Raw genomic sequence first — 17,146 nt, forward strand, 5'->3', positions numbered from 1 at the left:
TATATAACGTGCGCGCTCGCGCGCACGGCTAAAAACTTTTTCGGAAGTTGAAACTTCCTGCAAAAGTTTTTATGGAGGTAATATGAAGTACGCAACGTTCAGCATCCCCAACAGGATCGTCCACGGTGCAGGTGCATTGGAGTTTCTTTCCACGTTGGAAGGGAAAAAAGCGGTCATAGTCACCGGCGGAAGCTCGATGAAAAAATTCGGATTCATCGATGAAGCTAAAGGCTATTTGGAAAAAGCGGGAATGCAGGTGGAAGTCATAGACGGCGTTGAACCCGATCCTTCCATTAAAACCTGTAAAGACGGCGGGGCGAAGATGGCCGAATTCAAGCCCGACTGGATCATCGCATTGGGCGGCGGATCCTCGATGGACGCCGCCAAAATCATGTGGGTGTATTACGAATATCCGGGCTATAATTTCGACGATTTGGTCGCATTCAAATTTCCGAAGCTGCGGACAAAAGCAAAACTGATCGGCATCCCGTCCACGTCCGGCACGGCGTCCGAAATCACGGCGTTTTCCGTTATCACCGACAGAGAAAAAAATATCAAATACCCTTTGGTCAGTCCCGATATCATTCCCGATATCGCCATCGTCGACGATAGAATTCCGGCAAAGATGCCGCCGCTCGTTACGGCGCAAACCGGTATGGACGTCATGACGCATGCGATCGAAGCGTATGTTTCGACCGCCCATGACGATTACACCGATCCCTATGCGCTCGAAGCGATCCGGCTCGTATTCGAATATCTCGAACGGGCAGTCGCAAACGGCAGCGATATGGAAGCGCGCGGAAAGATGCATACGGCATCTACCGTTGCGGGTATCGCGTTCAGCAACTGTTCGCTCGGCATCGTGCATTCTATGGCGCATAAGATCGGCGGAGAATTTCATTTGACACACGGAGAGGCGAACGCCATCATGCTTCCGTACATCATCGACTACAACAGAAAGGAAACCGACCGCTACAGCAAATTGGAAGGCGCTTTGGGCATAGATGATATCGCAAAAGCGGTGACGGCTTTAAATAGAAAGGTCGGCATTACGCGCACGATTCAAGAAGGCAAAAACACCGTCATCCCCGAAGATGCATTCCTCAAGGTATTGGATCTGATGAGCGAGCGGGCATTCAACGATGCGTGTACGCTTACCAATCCGAGAAAAACATCGCCTGCCGATATTAAAAAGATTTACCTCGCTGCATACTACGGCAAAGACATCGACTTCTAAAAGCAGCCGCGCGCATTGCGCAGCAGCGTGATCTTACCCGCAGCGGAGATGCAATTGCCTTCGCTGCGGTTTTTTTTCGCATGGGATTGTCCCCGACTTTTGAAACAGGCCCGTCTCTCCGTTTTGACAGACAATCGACGAATGATGTAGCGCGATAAACCTGCACGCGCGAACGGAAAGAGGTCATGGGTAAAAATTGATTTCCGTTTTGCGCAAGGTTGTCCGTTCCGATTTACTTTATTTTCACCAACTGCTAAAATAGCGCTATGATTTTTTCAGCGACCGAAATCGAACAGACTGTCAATATGTTTATGCGGCAAAAGCTCGACATCCGCGCGATCACGATGGGCATTTCGCTGCGGGACTGCATTTCAGACGACGGCAAAAAATGCCGAAACCGCATCTACGATAAAATTATGAAGCGGGCGGGAAACCTCGTCAAAGTCGGCCGCGAAATCGAAGCGGAATTCGGAGTGCCTATCATTAACAAACGTATTGCTGTCACGCCGATTGCGATGATTGCGGAAGCGAGCGGCGAACGAAATTACGTCGCGTGGGCGGAAACGCTCGACAAAGCCGCAAAGGAACTCGGCGTCGATTTTGCCGGCGGTTTTTCGGCTCTCGTGCAAAAGGGTATCACTGCGGGCGACGCCGTCCTTATCGATTCTATTCCCGCGGCTCTTGCATGCACCGAACGGGTGTGTTCGTCGGTCAATCTCGGTTCGACGAAGAGCGGCATCAATATGGACGCCGTAAAACTCATGGGACAAATCGTCAAAAAAACGGCGGAGCGCACGAAAGAAAAAGACGGCATCGGCTGCGCAAAGCTCGTCGTGTTCTGCAACGCTCCGGAAGACAATCCGTTTATGGCGGGCGCTTTTCACGGACCGGGAGAAGGGGATGCGGTACTGAGTGTCGGCGTTTCGGGACCGGGCGTCATCCTCGCCGCCGCAAAAGAATACAAAGGAAAGCCGATCGACGAACTTGCCGACGGCATCAAAAAAACGGCGTTCAAAGTTTCGCGCATGGGACAGCTTGTCGGAACGGAAGCGGCGCACCGGCTCGGCGTCGAATTCGGCATCCTCGATCTGTCGCTTGCGCCGACTCCCGCCGTCGGAGATTCGGTTGCGCGCATCCTCGAAGAATGCGGCCTTGAAAGCGCGGGCGCACCCGGTACGACGGCAGCTCTCGCTATGCTCACCGACATGGTAAAAAAGGGCGGCGTTATGGCGAGTACGAAAGTCGGCGGTCTTTCGGGCGCCTTCATTCCCGTGTCGGAAGACGAGGGGATGATACGCGCGGTAAAAGAGCACTCGATTACGCTCGAAAAACTCGAAGCGATGACGACGGTGTGTTCGGTCGGCCTCGACATGATAGCGATCCCCGGCGATACGGAAGCGTCGACTATCAGCGGCATCATCGCGGATGAACTGGCGATCGGTATGGTCAACAACAAAACGACCGCAGTGCGCGTCATCCCCGTTCCCGGAAAAACGACGGGCGATTGGGCGGAGTTCGGCGGCCTCTTAGGCGGTGCGCCGATTATGGCGGTGAACGCGTTCGGCTGTAAAGAATTTATCGATCGCGGCGGCCGCATTCCCGCTCCCATTCACAGCTTCAGAAATTAACAGGTCGAACGTCGAGTTTTAGGAAATTCGAAATTGAAATTAATAATTTGCAAGTGTCGCCGTTTATTGATGTACGAAAAAATCGGAAGGTATCTTTATGCGCTTTATTCCGGTCGATGAAAAAAAGAAAGCGGAAACGCTCGCTTTCCTCACAAAGTACGAACGCACTTGCGTATCGCTTATCGAACATGTCCGCCGCGGCGAAAGCGACATTTTCTCGATCGAAGGCGATGCGCGCGAAACGCTCGGCGTCATAAGCGTCAAAAGCAGAATGCTCCTGTGTGTTCCGAATGCACGTTCGCTGCAAAACGATAAAGCGTTTTGCTCATCCCTCAAAGTATTTTTGTCGGACAAAAAAATCTCATGCGTAAACGGAGAAGCCGAAGCGTCGCACCTCATCATGAAAATTTTTGCGGAACTCGGCAGGACGCCGCTCCACATAAACGAATATGCGCTCATGACGCTTTCCGAAGCGGCGTTAAAAAACCTCAAGACAAAAGAAGGTCGGTATGCGTCGGTATCGGAAGGACAGCAAACGCTCATTGCCCGGCATACGGCGAGAGCCGCCGGTGAAAAAGCGTATTGTGAACAATTTAAAATAGTCCGATGCGGTATAAAGGATGCGGATGCGCTCATGCCGCTGCAACTCGCATACGAAGCCGAAGAAGTGCTGCCGCCGTGCAGGACGCAAAATCCCGCCGTTACCCGAAAAAATCTCGAACGCATTTTAAAAACCGAATACGTTCTTGCGCTGCAAAACTCACGCGGCGAGACGGCTGCAAAGGCGAACACGAATGCGATCGGTATCCGCTGGGCGCAGATAGGCGGAGTGTACACTGCTCCCGATTTCAGAAGAAAGGGGTGCGCGTCGCTCCTCGTCGAAACGCTCGCCGAAAAAATCGTCGCATCGAATCGGCTGCCGGTGCTCTACGCACGGAACGGAAATGAGGGCGCACAAAAAGCATATTCGGCGATCGGTTTTACGAAGACGGGCGGCTTTACGATTGCGTATTATTAAGTCGAATGCCGCGTTCCGATAGTGTTTTAAAACAAAGGGCTGTTTTCGACCTGTCACCTTATCGATTGTAAAATTTTTTATTGTTTTTTTGGGCTATGCGGCGAATTTCGTGGTATAATGGCACTTATATCGCGGAGGTGCGCTGTGTCCGAAAAAAAATATATCGTTGCGCTCGATCAGGGAACGACGTCGTCGCGGGCTGTCGTGTTCAATCACGGGGCGAATAAGGTTGCAAGCGCGCAGCAGGAATTCAATCAATATTATCCGAAGCCCGGCTGGGTCGAACACGATGCCGAAGAATTGTTTTTGAGTCAGCTTTCGGTACTCCGAGAAGCCGTGCGGAGCGCCCGCATAGAAGAAGGGCAGATTGCGGCTATCGGCATAACGAATCAGCGGGAAACGGTCGTATTGTGGGATAAGGCGACGGGAAAGCCCGTGTACCGCGCCATCGTATGGCAATGCCGCCGAACGGCCGAACTCGCCGATGAATTGGTACTGTCGGGACAGGGGGACGTGATCCGCGAAAAAACGGGCTTGCTTCCCGACGCGTATTTTTCCGGTACGAAAATCAAATGGATTTTGGACAACGTCGAAGGCGTGCGTAAACGCGCGGAAAACGGAGAGATCCTTGCCGGTACGATAGATACGTGGCTCGTGTGGAAGCTGAGCGGCGGCAAATGTCACGTGACGGATTATACGAATGCGTGCCGCACGATGCTTTTCAATATTCACACGCTGAAATGGGACGACGACCTTTTGCAGCTGCTCGGTATACCGCGCTGTATCCTTCCCGACGTAAAAGATTCATCGTGCGTGTATACGACGACCGACAAGAACGTATGCGGTTTCGAAGTTCCTATCGCTTCCGTCATCGGCGATCAGCAGGCGGCGCTTTTCGGTCAAGGCTGCTTTAACGAAGGCGAAACGAAATCGACGTACGGTACCGGCTGCTTTATGCTCATGCACACGGGAACGAAGCCGGTTGCTTCTTCGCATAAGCTTTTGACGACGATTGCGCTCGGCATAAACGGTTCCGTGACATACGCGCTCGAAGGCAGCGTGTTTATCGGCGGAGCGCTCATCAAATGGCTGCGTGACGAACTCGGTCTTATTAAAACTGCACATGAATGCGATACGCTTGCAGAAACCGTTTCCGATTCGAACGACGTGATTATCGTGCCGGCTTTTACGGGGCTCGGTGCGCCGTATTGGGATCCCTACGCGCGCGGTACGATTGCGGGACTGACGCGCGGTGTGAATAAAGCGCACATCTGCCGTGCGGCGCTCGAAGCGATCGCGTTTCAAGTAAAGGACGAGCTTGAGTGCATGAAAGAGGATGCAGGCTGTGCGATTCCGACGCTCAAAGTCGACGGCGGGGCGAGCGTGAGCAATCCGATGATGCAGTTTCAATCCGACATCCTCGATACGCCCGTGTACCGGCCGAAAAACGTCGAAACGACGGTGACGGGCGCGGCCTTTCTTGCGGGGCTTGCCGTAGGTGTTTGGCACGATAAAGACGAATTGCTCGGCTTTTGGAAAATGGATAAAATTTTTACTCCCGAGATGGAAAATAAAAAGCGCGATGCGCTGTACGCGTCGTGGAAGCGTGCGGTCGAACGTGCAAAAGGCTGGGCGATACATTAATAGGTCAAATGTCGAGTTTTGAAAATCTTAGCGAAATTGAACTTAATAATTTTTTCTGCTCATTGATAATTTTTTCCCGGTTGCTTGAAAACTTCGGTTTTTAGAAGCGCCGATAATCGATAGGTAACTATGTTTGCTGGAGGCATCATGAATAGCATGATTACGTATGATGTCGCAATAATCGGCGCGGGAATCACCGGCGCCTGCATTGCGCGGGAGCTTGCAAAAACTTCCGCAAAGGTCGCGCTCATCGAAAAAGAAAACGATGTTGCGTGCGGCAGTTCGAAAGCGAACTCCGCGATCGTTCACGGAGGATTCGATCCCGTGCCGGGTACGCTCATGGCGCGCCTCAACGTGCGCGGAAGCGAACTGTATCCGGAACTTGCAAAAAAATTGCATTTCGATTACGAAAATAACGGCTCGCTCGTTATCGCCTTCGACGAGCAGGGCAGGACGCTTTTAAATACGCTGCTCGACCGCGGCAAAAAAAACGGCGTAAAGGATTTGCGTATCGTTGAAAGCGAAGAACTGCACGATATGGAACCGAATCTCGGCGACAATTCGCTTGCGGCGCTGTACTCTCCGACTGCGGGGATCATGTGTCCGTACAAAGCGACGTGGGCCTTTGCCGAAAGCGCGGTCATAAACGGCGCGGAATTCTTCAGAAATACGGCGGTTCACGCGATCGAAAAAACGGACGGTATCTTCGTGCTGCGTACGGGGCACGGAGAGATCCGCGCGAAGTACGTCGTAAACGCCGCAGGCATCTTTGCGGATAAAGTGAGCGCGATGGCGGGCGCTCGAAAATTCGTCATCAAGCAGCGGCGCGGTGAATACTGTCTTCTCGATAACAACTGTAAATCCCTCGTCAATCATACGCTCTTTCAAACGCCGACCGCGCTCGGAAAAGGCGTGCTCGTAACGCAGACCGTCGACGGCAATATTCTGATCGGACCGAGCGCCGACGATCAAAGCGGCGATATGAACGGCTATACCGGTACGACCGCCGCATCGCAGGCGGACGTGCTTGCAAAAGCGTCGCTGACGATCCCCGATATTCCCCGCGGCAATATTATCAATTCCTTTGCCGGTATCCGCGCGATCGCCTGCGAAGCGGATGAAAACGGAAATGCGGGCGAAAGCGTCGAAGATTTTATCATCGAAGAAGATGCGAACGTAAAAGGTTTTATCAACGCGAGCGGTATCTGCTCGCCCGGTCTTTCAGCCGCTCCGGCAATTGCCGAATACGTCGCGGAACTGCTTAAAAGCGCGGGTCTCGCTGTAAAAAAGCGAAACGATTTTATCGAAGAGCGAAAGGGGATCACCGCTTTTCATACGGCGGATATTGCGATGCGCTTAAAACTTATTAAAGAAGATCCGCTGTACGGGCAGATCATCTGCCGCTGCGAAACGGTAACCGAAGCGGAAATCGTGCAGGCGATCCGTTCTCCGCTCGGCGCGCTCGATGTCGACGGCATCAAGCGGAGGACGCGAGCGGGCATGGGCAGGTGCCAAAGCGGTTTTTGCTCGCCGCGCGTTACGGAAATCCTTTCGCGCGAAGCGCATATTCCGATGACGTCGGTGACGAAAAAGGGCGGGGCGTCGTTCATGCTTGCAGGCAAAACGCGCGACTTTTCCGACGATGAATCGATGCAGGGGGCAAAACGATGAGCAATACGATATACGATGCGGTCATTGTCGGCGGCGGGCCGGCCGGTCTTGCCGCAGCCGTTTCGGCACACGACAACGGGGCTGAAAAATTATTGATTTTGGAACGCGATTCGAAGCTCGGCGGAATTCTTTTGCAGTGCATTCACAACGGATTCGGTCTTCACTATTTCGGAGAGGAGCTGACGGGTCCCGAATACGCCGGCCGCTTTGTCTCTCAGGTTCGCGGGCGGGGTATCGAATACAAAACGGATACGATGGTCATTTCGATCGATAAGGCGGAAGATTTCGAAGGCGCGGGGCTGACCGAAACGTCGTTCGATAAAACGAGCGGAGAACACGTCGTCACGGCGATGAACGCAAAAGACGGACTTATGTTTTTGCACACGAAGACGGTTATTCTCGCGATGGGCTGCAGAGAGCGGACGCGGGGCGCCCTCGTTATTCCGGGGACGCGGCCGGCGGGCATCTTTACGGCCGGAAGCGCGCAGCGTTTCGTCAATATCGACGGGTACTTGCCCGGTAAAAAAATCGTCATTTTGGGAAGCGGCGACATCGGGCTTATCATGGCGAGACGGCTCACGCTCGAAGGGTGCGACGTAAAAGTCGTGTGCGAAGTGATGCCGTATTCGGCGGGCTTGAGCCGCAATATGACTCAGTGCCTCGAAAACTTCAACATACCGCTGAAATTGAGTACGACGGTTATCGAAATCCACGGGAGAGAGCGCGTGACGGGCGTTACGATCGCTGCCGTCGACGCGAACCGTCGTCCGGTAAAAGGCTCTGAAGAATACGTCGCGTGCGATACGCTTCTCCTTTCGGTCGGACTCATTCCCGAAAACGAAGTGAGTACGGGCGCGGGCGTTCACATGGATCCGGTGACGAAGGGGCCGTCGGTCAATCAGCTTATGGAAACGAGCGTACCCGGCATCTTTGCGTGCGGCAATACCGTACACGTTCACGACTTGGTCGATTTTGTGACGACCGAAAGCGTGCTCGCCGGAAAGTGCGCGGCCGAATACGCGCATCATGCGGAAAGTGCGAGACAAAATGCGGCGAATGCCGCTGCGCTTCCGATACGGCCGGGGAACCGCGTGCGCTACACCGTGCCGCAGCATATCGATCGGGACGACGCTTTTAAAGAAGCCGCATCGAAGCGGTATGCGGATAAAAAAGACGAGCCGAAAGTGCAGATCATGTTCCGCAGCACCGACGTGTACCGCGGCGTTACCGTCGCCGTCTACAGCGGCAACGAGCGGCTCTATTCGAAAAAAGCGCGGATCGTGCGTCCGGGCGAAATGCAGATTGCGGACGTGTCGGCTTTTTCGCTTGCAAAGGCTGAAGCGCCGCTCACCGTTTCGATCGAAACGCCGGAAGATACGATAGACTGACCGGAAGGCGCGGTGTTCGGTAAACGCGATTTTAAAATTTTGCAAATTCGGAATACGAGGTTTCTTATGGAGATAAACGAAAAAAAGACGATGACGTGCATCATCTGTCCGATGGGCTGCCAGCTTGAAGTGACGAAACTGTCGGCAGCGGGGCCTGCATATTCGGTTACGGGCAACGCGTGCAAGAGAGGCGAAGCGTACGCGTACAAAGAACTCACGAATCCCGAACGGACGCTCACGTGTACGGTGCAGGTTTCAGGCGGCGCCTCTCGGCTTGTGCCTGCAAAGTCGAAAACGGAAGTGCCGCGCGATATGCAGCTCGAATGCATGGAAGTGATAAAGCGCCTGTGCGTTCCGGCTCCGGTTCGTGCGGGAGACGTACTCTGTGAAGACATCCTCAATACGGGTGCCGATATCGTCGCATGCGATGACGTCGCCTCTCTGTGATCGTAGGGCGCTGCAATTACACTGCGGTCGAGCGCTGCTTGCAGCCGCAGCGTGACAGCCTGCGATACGGTTCGGGGCCTTGCGGGGTGTAAGCGCAGAGGGGGTAGTGGAAAAGACCGGAGCGCCGGAGCGCGAGGACTTTGGAACGAGGGGGAGACTTCCCCCTTTTTTATATTAATAATTATAGAACTCGAACGATGATTTATTAATTGTTAAAACTTCGCTTTTCGGAGGCGCACCTGTTCGATATCGTCGCTGAAGAGTTCGCGCAAATCGTTGAGTCCGAGCGCCATAAGCGCCATGCGGTCTATGCCGATACCCCACGCCAAAACGGGTACATCGACGCCCATCGCTTTCGTCACTTCGGGGCGGAATATGCCCGAGCCGCCGAGTTCGAACCAGCCGAGCACCGGATGTTTTATGTGCACTTCGATCGACGGTTCGGTAAACGGAAAATAACCGGGCACGTATTTGACGTCGGTTGCGCCTGCGATTTCCGTTGCGAACATTTTTAAGAATCCGAGCAGCGTTTTTAAGTTGACGTCGTTTCCGAGCACGATGCCTTCGGTTTGATAAAAATCGCTCAAGTGCGTCGCGTCTACTTTATCGTAGCGGAAGCAGCGTACGATGCCGAAATATTTTCCGGGCACTTCGGCTTTGTGGAGCTGGTGTGCGGAGAGAACGGTGCCCTGACTTCGCAAAATGAGGCGCCGCGTAAACTCGGTGTCGAAGCGGTAATTCCATCCGCGGCTTCCCGAATCTCCTCCGTTTTCGTGGATGCGTTTGACGTTCGACAGATAGGGCTCTTCGATCGATTTTGCATGCGTCGGATTTTTGATGCGATACACGTCGTGGATGTCGCGCGCCGCGTGGAACTGCGGCATAAAGAGCGCGTCTCCGTTCCAGAATTCGGTTTCGACGAGCGGGCCGTCGAACTCCTGAAAGCCGAGCGACGAAAGTTTGTCTTTGACCGATTCGAGAAACTGCACGTAGGGATTCGTTCTGCCGGGGATGATGCGTGCCGGCGGAATCGCAATGTTGTACGCGCGAAACGTACTATTTTTCCAGTCACCCGAAGAGAGCAGCTGCGGCGTCACTTCTCCGATTTCGTTTCCGGTGATGCCGGCCTTTTTGAGCGCTTCGACGACTTTTTCGTATGCGTCGGTAAGTTTATACGTAACCGTTTCGCGTTCGATGATTTTGAACGGGCTGTCCGCAGCACCCCGCTTTTTTGCGAGGCTCGCGATGACGTCCTTTTCTTCGGCGGAAAGCGATTCTCTGTCGATCTGTCCGTTTTCGGCAGCTGCGGCTTTTTTTAATAATTCTTTGACGATCGAAATACGTTTCGGAAGAGGCTTGTCGGTTATGACGACCTGCTTTTCGTCGTTCATTTTCAAAACGCCGTCTTTTGCAAGCTGACCGAATGCGCTTCCGATATCTTTGTTTTCGATGTTCAGCGCCGCGGCGATCCTCGGAAGCACTTGAGCGCCGTGTTCTTTTATAAAATTGATAAAGCGTTCTTCGATCGTGCTGCCGATTTTTACGATGGAGCGGCCGAGTTCGGTGATTTCGTAATACGTGTGCGGCGTTCTGCCGGCTTCTTTGACGAGCTCTTTGCCGGAAAGCCACGAAAACGCCTGGTTCGCGTGGCCTTCTTTATAATCCAAATCTTTTTGCAGTTTTTCGGCCGTTAAATCGTCTTTTTGCGAATAGCGCAAAAGGACTTTCGTTTCGAGCGGATGCAGATTTTTAATAATGTTTGAAACGTCCATTGCGTGCCTGATTTACCGAGTGAATTTTACGTACGACATATACTGCGCGCAGCTGTAGCCGCGTTCGTTTTTAAAATATTTTTCTTTGTCGCGCGCGAGATACTTGTAGTGATAATATTGATTCGCTTTCATAAAATCTTCGAGGCACGCGAGTACGGTGTTCATCGCTTGTCCCTTGTCGTAGGTGACATACATACACGTGTAGTAAATGCGCACTTCGTCATAGCGCGGCGTATATTCGATGCGCACTTCGGCCGTGTCGTCGGTCGTGTGCTGATTTTCCGGTATGATGATGCGCGTCGTCTTTTCGTCGTAGCCTTTATTGTTGGCGGATGTTTCGGGCGTAAACGTCCCCGTTTTTTGGGCAAAGATCACGACTCCTGCAAAGAGCATGCAGCATGCGAGCAAGATTTTTTTCATAACGCGGTACCTCCGTAGTGCCCTTCGTCTTTCGACATGTTAAAATTGGGTATACGGTAGTATTTTATCAGTTTCAAGAAAAAAATCAAGCTGGACTTTATAGCGTCCGGCATCGATGCCGATAAGCGGTTCCCGCCTGAGAAGCACTTTGCCGCGTATTTCTTTCGGTTTATTTTTTATCTTTGTCCGAAAATAGGCGCGCACTGCGTTTTTGATCGCGTCCCGTACTGCGTTCGTTATGCCGTCGAAGCCGTCGGAAATTTTTCCGTAGCCTATACCGTGTACCGTATCGTTTGTGATCGATGCCCAAAGATAATAATTTCCGATCATCGATTCCGTCCGCGTAAATTCCGCCCAGCAGTATACTTTGTCGTCTTCAATCCGCGGTTTTGCGTACGTGATATTTCGTTCCGCTTCCCCCAGTTCCCGCACCGGAGAAAAATCCATGTACTCTTCGACGCCGCGCAGTTTATCGGACGGCGTATAGCTGAAATTCCAGCCGTATACCATTCCTCCGATGATAAACGGTGCGAGCGTTTTCAGCCGAGCGGTCGAATAATCGAATACGCCCGCCGAAGTATCCTGCGCTTCTGCGAGTCCCGGATATGCGTCGAGCTCCGCCCACAGCGGGATACGAATGTGTGCGACGATGTCCGGCGTTTGCGAAAATGCCGCTCCCGCTTTTGCGTGAGGAAATATGCACGCGGCGAAAAGAAAAAAAAGCGTCAATACGAAACGCGCGGCGAATACGGGCGTACGCTTTTCAGGTGAAATCATATTCTGCAACAGTATCGGTATTCTTTTCATCTGTCAATTCCCGCCTTATTGTTTGCCTTATTGTTTCTCGCCTTATTGTGTTGCATAGGCATATTTCAGAACTCTCTTATTATAGTAAAATAATCCCTATTTGCGGGACTAAAACATCGCGTTTCCAGACGGGCTGAAAGCGCTGGATGGAGTGTGAATTGGGATAAAGAATAAAACTATTCATAAAAAGGAATATCCTTTTTGATATGCTCAGGCAGAGGTTTTCCAAAAAAAGAATAATTCAATCTATCTATTACACCTAACTCCATCCATGCAGCTGTATATTCCAATCCGATGCAATTTTCTCTTGTAGTCCTAAAAAACTGGCCATCTTTATATAATTGATAATAATCTGAACCTATTGGCTTATTGTACTTGTTAGAAACAATTTTTCTTTTTTCCGAAAGTTCCATATTGCATATAAATTTCCATTTATCGCTTTTTAAGCAATCACGGTCAAGCCAGATTCTAAAAACTTCGTCCTTTTCTATTACTTCATTTATATTGTCATCTTCAGAATCTGAATAATAATTGAAAAAAGCTACATCATTTGCTTCTAATATCTGACAATAGCAATGAAATTTTTCATCAAAATCAAATCTGTATATATCGCCAACCTTCTTTCTTCTTGCCATTTTCTTTACTTCTGAACTGCTCCTACCATGCGGCTTTCTCCAACACTTGTATCAAATCTATATTTTTAAAATCATCTTTTGTAAACGAATGATATTTTATCAGCATCTTTAAATTACCTAACCAAATATCATCGTTTTCTTTACTAGCTTCTTTCAAAGTATTTTCTAAAGGCGGTAACAATATTTCCTTAGGAAAAGTTTTAAGTAAAGATATTGCCTTTTCAGAGCCTGGCCATGATAAATCCTGCAGAAGATATAATAAACCGTCGATTGATTTATATTGTTCGTCAACTTTTTTATTCGCTATTATTTCGACTAAATTAGCCATTAGTTTTTTAGGGGCGTTTTTTATTAAAATATTAAAATCGAAATTTTCAGCGTTGGAAAAATATGTAATGGCTTCTTCTTGTAATTTTCTGTCTTTATCCCAACTTAAATCTTGCAGTTTACTCATTTCTATTATTCCAAAATCAGCTTTTTACTCCGGAAACCGAGCGAAATTCGAGCATTTTCCGAAGCAGTCATACATATCCCTATTTGTAGGACTAACATCCGGCGCCTTCGCAACGCGGGAAACACTAGATGTAGGGTACCTAATGATAAGTCCAGCCACCTACAAAATAGCATCTTCGCTTATCAGAATTTGGCGTACAAATAACTTCAAGTATATGATTGTCTTTTTTATAAATAAAAGTATAAAATGGAAACAAGAAACCGCCTTTATCAATTTTTATTAATTCCATATTAATTTGATTTTCTAAATCTACAATTGAAGTATAGGATACCGTATTATCCAAAAAATCGAATTCTTTTTTATTGCCGGTAAAAAAGAATTCTTCAATAACATTTGTTTTTACATTTTTTACCTTTAGAAATCCTAATGAAATATATTCATTTAGATCCATATTACTAAGTTGCAAATAATTTAAATTCTCGGAATTTGCCATAACTTCATATATGTAATTTTCGTTTCTAAAAACAAAAATAAAGCAAGGCATAATTTCGGCAGGATAATAAACATCGACTAATTCACCAAAGCCAAATTCATTTTTCACTTTAGCAATCGAAACTTTAAATAAGTCTTTTGAAAATCCACCTTTCTTTACTTTTGGTGATAATGAAAAACACGGCTGAATAATTAATAAAACAATAAGAGTAATACTATTTAAGGATTTTTTCATAATTAAATCTCCTGTAATCAGGCGTTGCCCCCATCCCTAGTTCATCGCCTAATCGATAGTTTTCTATCACAGGAGTTCCTAGGAGATGCCCTTGTGCAGTTCTTACAATATTATTTTTAGGGTCGGACAAGATTACAATCGTATGTCCCTGATAACTCGGATCATTATGAAACCTTAAATCAAACATTGCTAAATCACCCGCTTTTGGATTTGTAATACTTTTTGTTGTCTTCCAGTCCAATAAATTTATTGCCCCCATGTTGGTTTTTACATAGCTTAGGAATTGCTCTTTGTTGGTAAATGTAGCATCATTAGATGAAAAACTTTCATGTTTTTTATTTTCTGAATTATACACTTCAAAAGTTACACTAAGTCCCATTTCTGCTGCTGTGTTTACAAATGCCGTTAGTGCAACATCAGCACAATCTATTGTTTGATTTTTTACTTGCGCATCTTTTACTAGTTTTTCTGCATTATTAATAAACTTTTCTCTGAAGTTTTCTTCTAAATTAGGATCCCATGAAATTGTATCATCCCATGCACTTCTACCCGTAGGGTCTATATAGCGTACCGGGTTATTGGCCCCATAGGCATACAAATTGCAATATGGTTGCCGAACCTGCGTTTTTCGCCGAATTTCCGCCGTATTCAACAGCAAAATCCGTTTTTTTTGCGGAGAATAATAATTTTTCGCAGGGCAGCAGCTCATTTCCTCTCCGAAATCCGTACGCGCATTGCACGGGCTTCTTGCGCTGCCTCTCTTTTCCGTGCACCGGCGCGGTGCGGATTGTTTTCGGCGGAAGGGCGCGTATTTCCGAATCGATCCGTTGCAGCAAAACAATCTTAATTTGCTTTCCGTCCTCGTTTGCGTTTTCATAAGGCAAGTATCGATTGTTTTGACCCGAAGAAGCAAGCGCGGAAATACGCTCCCGGAGCGGAAAACTGAAATCCGTACGCGCATTGCACGGGCCTCTTATCGCTTCGCTGTACCGTGCACCGGCGCGGTGCGGATTGTTTTCAGCGGAAGGGCGCGTATTTCCGAATCGATCCGTTGCAGCAAAACAATCTTAATTTACCTTCCGTCCTCGTTTGCGTTTTCATAAGGCAAGTATCGATTGTTTTGACCCGAAGAAGCAAGCGCGGAAATACGCTCCCGGAGCGGAAAACCGAAATCCGTACGCGCATTGCACGGGCTTCTTGCGCTGCCTCTCTTTTCCGTGCACCGGCGCGGTGCGGATTGTTTTCAGCGGAAGGGCGCGTATTTCCGAATCGATCCGTCGCAGCAAAACAATCTTAATTCGCCTTCCGGCCTCGTTCGCATTTTTATAAGGCAAGTATCGATTGTTTTGCAACAAGAAGCAAGCGCGGAAATACGCTCCCGGAGCGGAAAACCGAAATCCGTACGCGCATTGCACGGGCTTCTTATCACTTCGCTGTACCGTGCACCGCGCGGTGCGGATTGTTTTCGGCGGGAGGGCGCGTATTTCCGAATCATACCGTCGCCGCAAAACAATCCTAATTTGCCTTTACATTTATTATCGTATAATTTTTCATAATCTCAAAGAAAATTGCCCAGTTCGGAAGCTGTCGTTCGAGCAGATCTATACCGTCTCTGTTCCGCGACGACATCATAAGTATTTTAAGGTTTGAAATGATTTCACTGTTCGCTTTTTTCGCGTCGGCAAGCAATTCGTTTATTTGGATGTATACGGTTTGCAGATGTTGTATTTCTTCCTGTATAATTTTTTGCGCATTCGCATTGATCGCCGAGACCATCGTTTCAAGCTTCGAATAAAAATCGCTGTCTTTGTGACTGTCGATGATATAACTTTCGAGTATGGCGGTGTCGAACATTTTCCCGCGCGAAAAAAGATTTTCGAACGCTTTGATTCTGCTGCGGCTTTCACCCGAGGCATACACGCTGCTTGAAAATTCCGATTTGTACGTTTGATTGTTAAAAAAACCTTCAATGATGATATTGTTCAAAAGCGCTTGTATCGGCTGGGTGAGATATTGCTGCAAAAAAGTCTTGAGGATTTGCAGCGGCGTGATCCACGTAAATGCGAATGCGGTATTTGCACGGAGTTTTTCATTCGTACTTGCATCATAGCCCGCAATCGTCGCAAGCGGCGAACCGTTAAAGAGTTTTGAAAGTTCGCTCGAAAGCCGCTCGTCTTTGAGTTCCGCTTTGATCCGCTGTTCATCCGCCTGATACTGCTGTTGGAGCCACGTTGCAAAATTTTTTCTTGCCGATTCATGATATTCGACCGACGAGGGGTTGTACTCCGCGTTTTCTTTGTATATGCGGATGAGCGCCTGCAAGCGCGGCGGTGTGAGTACGCGCGTTATGATGTATGCGATCTTTTTTACGTTTTCGGTATACGTTTCCGTTCGGGATGCGGAAAGAGAGCCGTTGTTTTTCAGCTGTGCGAGCGCGATGACGGCTTGCACGACGGCAGTCGAAATCTGCAACCCTTCGATTTGAAAATATAAATCTTCGATCGCGTTTCCGATCCGTGTAAGCGGCACTTCCTGATATACCGGTTTGTACGACATATTGATTGTCGTAAAATTCGCATCGAAAGGATGGATGATTGCGGCGAAATTGAAACGGCATAAGTCGACGAGCTGATGCAACGATATCAATTCTTTGTCGATGTTTTTAAATGAATCGCCGTTGAGCGCGTTTATTATTTTTTCAAGCGTGTGCCGTTGGCGCTCGAATTCGCGATCCTGATCGGCTCCCGCTGCCGCCGCGGCTTTTTTTCTGTTTGCATACGAAAGCGATTTTACCGCTTCCTGATCTTCGGGCGTAAAACCGGTCAGTACGAGTTGGGCTTCAAAGCGTCGCTGCTTCGGGATGTCGGAACCGCCGATCGTTCCGGCAAACAATTCGTTGAGCGGATACGTGTTTACGTACAGAATGCGCACGGCTTCGGCAAAGTTCGGCAAAATACGTCCGTTCCGGTACAGGGCGGGCTGTGCGGAAATGATTTCGCTTTCGAGCTTTTTTTTCTGCAGGCGCTGCTGCACTTCGGGGGAATCTTTATGAAATATCGATTCGAAAAAAACGACGATCGCGCGGAATAAACTCATGTATACTATTGTAATTCATTTTAGTGTTTTTGCAAGAGCTTGAGAATTCCGAGCAGTGCGCAGGAATTCTCAAGCGTCTCCGATAAAAGAAAAACGCGTCAAGCGTTTTTCACCTCCAGACTTCCTCTTAAGATTCCGAGCAATGCGCAGGAATCCTCATGCGTCTCCTATAAAAGAAAAACGCGTCAGCGTTTTTCAACTC

At 49.2% G+C, this 17,146-nt stretch carries 15 protein-coding genes; 7 read left to right on the plus strand and 8 right to left on the minus strand.

The window, feature by feature from the left end; all coding sequences use genetic code 11:
• Positions 1-82 precede the first annotated feature (82 nt).
• From HRI97_RS01680 to HRI97_RS01710, 7 genes are all read left to right on the plus strand, one after another.
• On the plus strand, positions 83-1,237 hold the full coding sequence (locus HRI97_RS01680; RefSeq protein WP_253726209.1) for an iron-containing alcohol dehydrogenase: 1,155 nt from the start codon (positions 83-85) through the stop codon (positions 1,235-1,237).
• Between the two features lie 266 nt (positions 1,238-1,503).
• Positions 1,504-2,865 carry a PFL family protein gene (locus tag HRI97_RS01685; protein ID WP_253726210.1) on the plus strand — a complete coding sequence of 454 codons (1,362 nt, stop codon included), beginning with the start codon at positions 1,504-1,506 and terminating at the stop codon, positions 2,863-2,865.
• Positions 2,866-2,962: 97 nt separating this feature from the next.
• The gene (locus tag HRI97_RS01690) at positions 2,963-3,883 is read left to right on the plus strand and encodes a GNAT family N-acetyltransferase (RefSeq protein WP_253726211.1); all 921 of its coding nucleotides are present in this window, start codon (positions 2,963-2,965) and stop codon (positions 3,881-3,883) included.
• Positions 3,884-4,000: 117 nt separating this feature from the next.
• Positions 4,001-5,527: a glycerol kinase GlpK gene (glpK, locus tag HRI97_RS01695; protein ID WP_253726212.1), complete on the plus strand. Its 1,527-nt coding sequence runs from the start codon at positions 4,001-4,003 to the stop codon at positions 5,525-5,527.
• Positions 5,528-5,674: 147 nt separating this feature from the next.
• Entirely contained in the window at positions 5,675-7,198 is a 1,524-nt protein-coding gene (locus tag HRI97_RS01700) for an NAD(P)/FAD-dependent oxidoreductase (protein ID WP_253726213.1), read from the plus strand.
• Positions 7,195-8,586: an NAD(P)/FAD-dependent oxidoreductase gene (locus tag HRI97_RS01705; protein ID WP_253726214.1), complete on the plus strand. Its 1,392-nt coding sequence runs from the start codon at positions 7,195-7,197 to the stop codon at positions 8,584-8,586. Before HRI97_RS01700 ends, HRI97_RS01705 begins: the two co-directional genes overlap by 4 nt.
• A 66-nt stretch (positions 8,587-8,652) precedes the next feature.
• Positions 8,653-9,033 carry a DUF1667 domain-containing protein gene (locus HRI97_RS01710; RefSeq protein ID WP_253726215.1) on the plus strand — a complete coding sequence of 127 codons (381 nt, stop codon included), beginning with the start codon at positions 8,653-8,655 and terminating at the stop codon, positions 9,031-9,033.
• Between the two features lie 212 nt (positions 9,034-9,245).
• Here HRI97_RS01710 and pheS read toward each other — a convergent pair whose 3' ends face one another.
• From pheS to HRI97_RS01750, 8 genes are all read right to left on the minus strand, one after another.
• Positions 9,246-10,805 carry a phenylalanine--tRNA ligase subunit alpha gene (gene pheS / locus HRI97_RS01715; RefSeq protein WP_253726216.1) on the minus strand — a complete coding sequence of 520 codons (1,560 nt, stop codon included), beginning with the start codon at positions 10,803-10,805 and terminating at the stop codon, positions 9,246-9,248.
• A 12-nt stretch (positions 10,806-10,817) separates the two neighbouring features.
• Complete coding sequence (locus tag HRI97_RS01720; protein ID WP_180486978.1) at positions 10,818-11,225, minus strand: hypothetical protein; 408 nt, start codon at positions 11,223-11,225, stop codon at positions 10,818-10,820.
• Between the two features lie 39 nt (positions 11,226-11,264).
• Complete coding sequence (locus HRI97_RS01725) at positions 11,265-12,032, minus strand: hypothetical protein (protein ID WP_253726217.1); 768 nt, start codon at positions 12,030-12,032, stop codon at positions 11,265-11,267.
• A gap of 176 nt (positions 12,033-12,208) precedes the next feature.
• Positions 12,209-12,667, minus strand: coding sequence for an Imm26 family immunity protein (locus tag HRI97_RS01730; RefSeq protein WP_253726218.1), 459 nt, complete (start codon positions 12,665-12,667; stop codon positions 12,209-12,211).
• A 22-nt stretch (positions 12,668-12,689) separates the two neighbouring features.
• The gene (locus HRI97_RS01735) at positions 12,690-13,121 is read right to left on the minus strand and encodes a hypothetical protein (protein WP_187419125.1); all 432 of its coding nucleotides are present in this window, start codon (positions 13,119-13,121) and stop codon (positions 12,690-12,692) included.
• Between the two features lie 139 nt (positions 13,122-13,260).
• On the minus strand, positions 13,261-13,848 hold the full coding sequence (locus tag HRI97_RS01740; RefSeq protein WP_253726219.1) for a hypothetical protein: 588 nt from the start codon (positions 13,846-13,848) through the stop codon (positions 13,261-13,263).
• Complete coding sequence (locus tag HRI97_RS01745) at positions 13,829-14,557, minus strand: hypothetical protein (RefSeq protein WP_253726220.1); 729 nt, start codon at positions 14,555-14,557, stop codon at positions 13,829-13,831. Before HRI97_RS01745 ends, HRI97_RS01740 begins: the two co-directional genes overlap by 20 nt.
• An 806-nt stretch (positions 14,558-15,363) precedes the next feature.
• Positions 15,364-16,944, minus strand: a complete 1,581-nt coding sequence (locus HRI97_RS01750) for a DUF5312 family protein (protein ID WP_253726221.1) — start codon at positions 16,942-16,944, stop codon at positions 15,364-15,366.
• Positions 16,945-17,146 lie beyond the last annotated feature (202 nt).

Source organism: Treponema socranskii subsp. buccale (assembly GCF_024181585.1).
In the GTDB taxonomy this organism is placed as follows: Bacteria; Spirochaetota; Spirochaetia; order Treponematales; family Treponemataceae; genus Treponema_D; species Treponema_D buccale.

Bases quoted from the DNA above. Each gene is read 5' to 3' on its own strand.
- HRI97_RS01680 (WP_253726209.1), top strand. From the start codon at position 83: ATGAAGTACGCAACGTTCAGCATCCCCAACAGGATCGTCCACGGTGCA.
- HRI97_RS01685 (WP_253726210.1), top strand. From the start codon at position 1,504: ATGATTTTTTCAGCGACCGAAATCGAACAGACTGTCAATATGTTTATG.
- HRI97_RS01690 (WP_253726211.1), top strand. From the start codon at position 2,963: ATGCGCTTTATTCCGGTCGATGAAAAAAAGAAAGCGGAAACGCTCGCT.
- glpK (WP_253726212.1), top strand. From the start codon at position 4,001: ATGGCACTTATATCGCGGAGGTGCGCTGTGTCCGAAAAAAAATATATC.
- HRI97_RS01700 (WP_253726213.1), top strand. From the start codon at position 5,675: ATGAATAGCATGATTACGTATGATGTCGCAATAATCGGCGCGGGAATC.
- HRI97_RS01705 (WP_253726214.1), top strand. From the start codon at position 7,195: ATGAGCAATACGATATACGATGCGGTCATTGTCGGCGGCGGGCCGGCC.
- HRI97_RS01710 (WP_253726215.1), top strand. From the start codon at position 8,653: ATGGAGATAAACGAAAAAAAGACGATGACGTGCATCATCTGTCCGATG.
- pheS (WP_253726216.1), bottom strand. From the start codon at position 10,805: ATGGACGTTTCAAACATTATTAAAAATCTGCATCCGCTCGAAACGAAA.
- HRI97_RS01720 (WP_180486978.1), bottom strand. From the start codon at position 11,225: ATGAAAAAAATCTTGCTCGCATGCTGCATGCTCTTTGCAGGAGTCGTG.
- HRI97_RS01725 (WP_253726217.1), bottom strand. From the start codon at position 12,032: ATGAAAAGAATACCGATACTGTTGCAGAATATGATTTCACCTGAAAAG.
- HRI97_RS01730 (WP_253726218.1), bottom strand. From the start codon at position 12,667: ATGGCAAGAAGAAAGAAGGTTGGCGATATATACAGATTTGATTTTGAT.
- HRI97_RS01735 (WP_187419125.1), bottom strand. From the start codon at position 13,121: ATGAGTAAACTGCAAGATTTAAGTTGGGATAAAGACAGAAAATTACAA.
- HRI97_RS01740 (WP_253726219.1), bottom strand. From the start codon at position 13,848: ATGAAAAAATCCTTAAATAGTATTACTCTTATTGTTTTATTAATTATT.
- HRI97_RS01745 (WP_253726220.1), bottom strand. From the start codon at position 14,557: ATGAGCTGCTGCCCTGCGAAAAATTATTATTCTCCGCAAAAAAAACGG.
- HRI97_RS01750 (WP_253726221.1), bottom strand. From the start codon at position 16,944: ATGAGTTTATTCCGCGCGATCGTCGTTTTTTTCGAATCGATATTTCAT.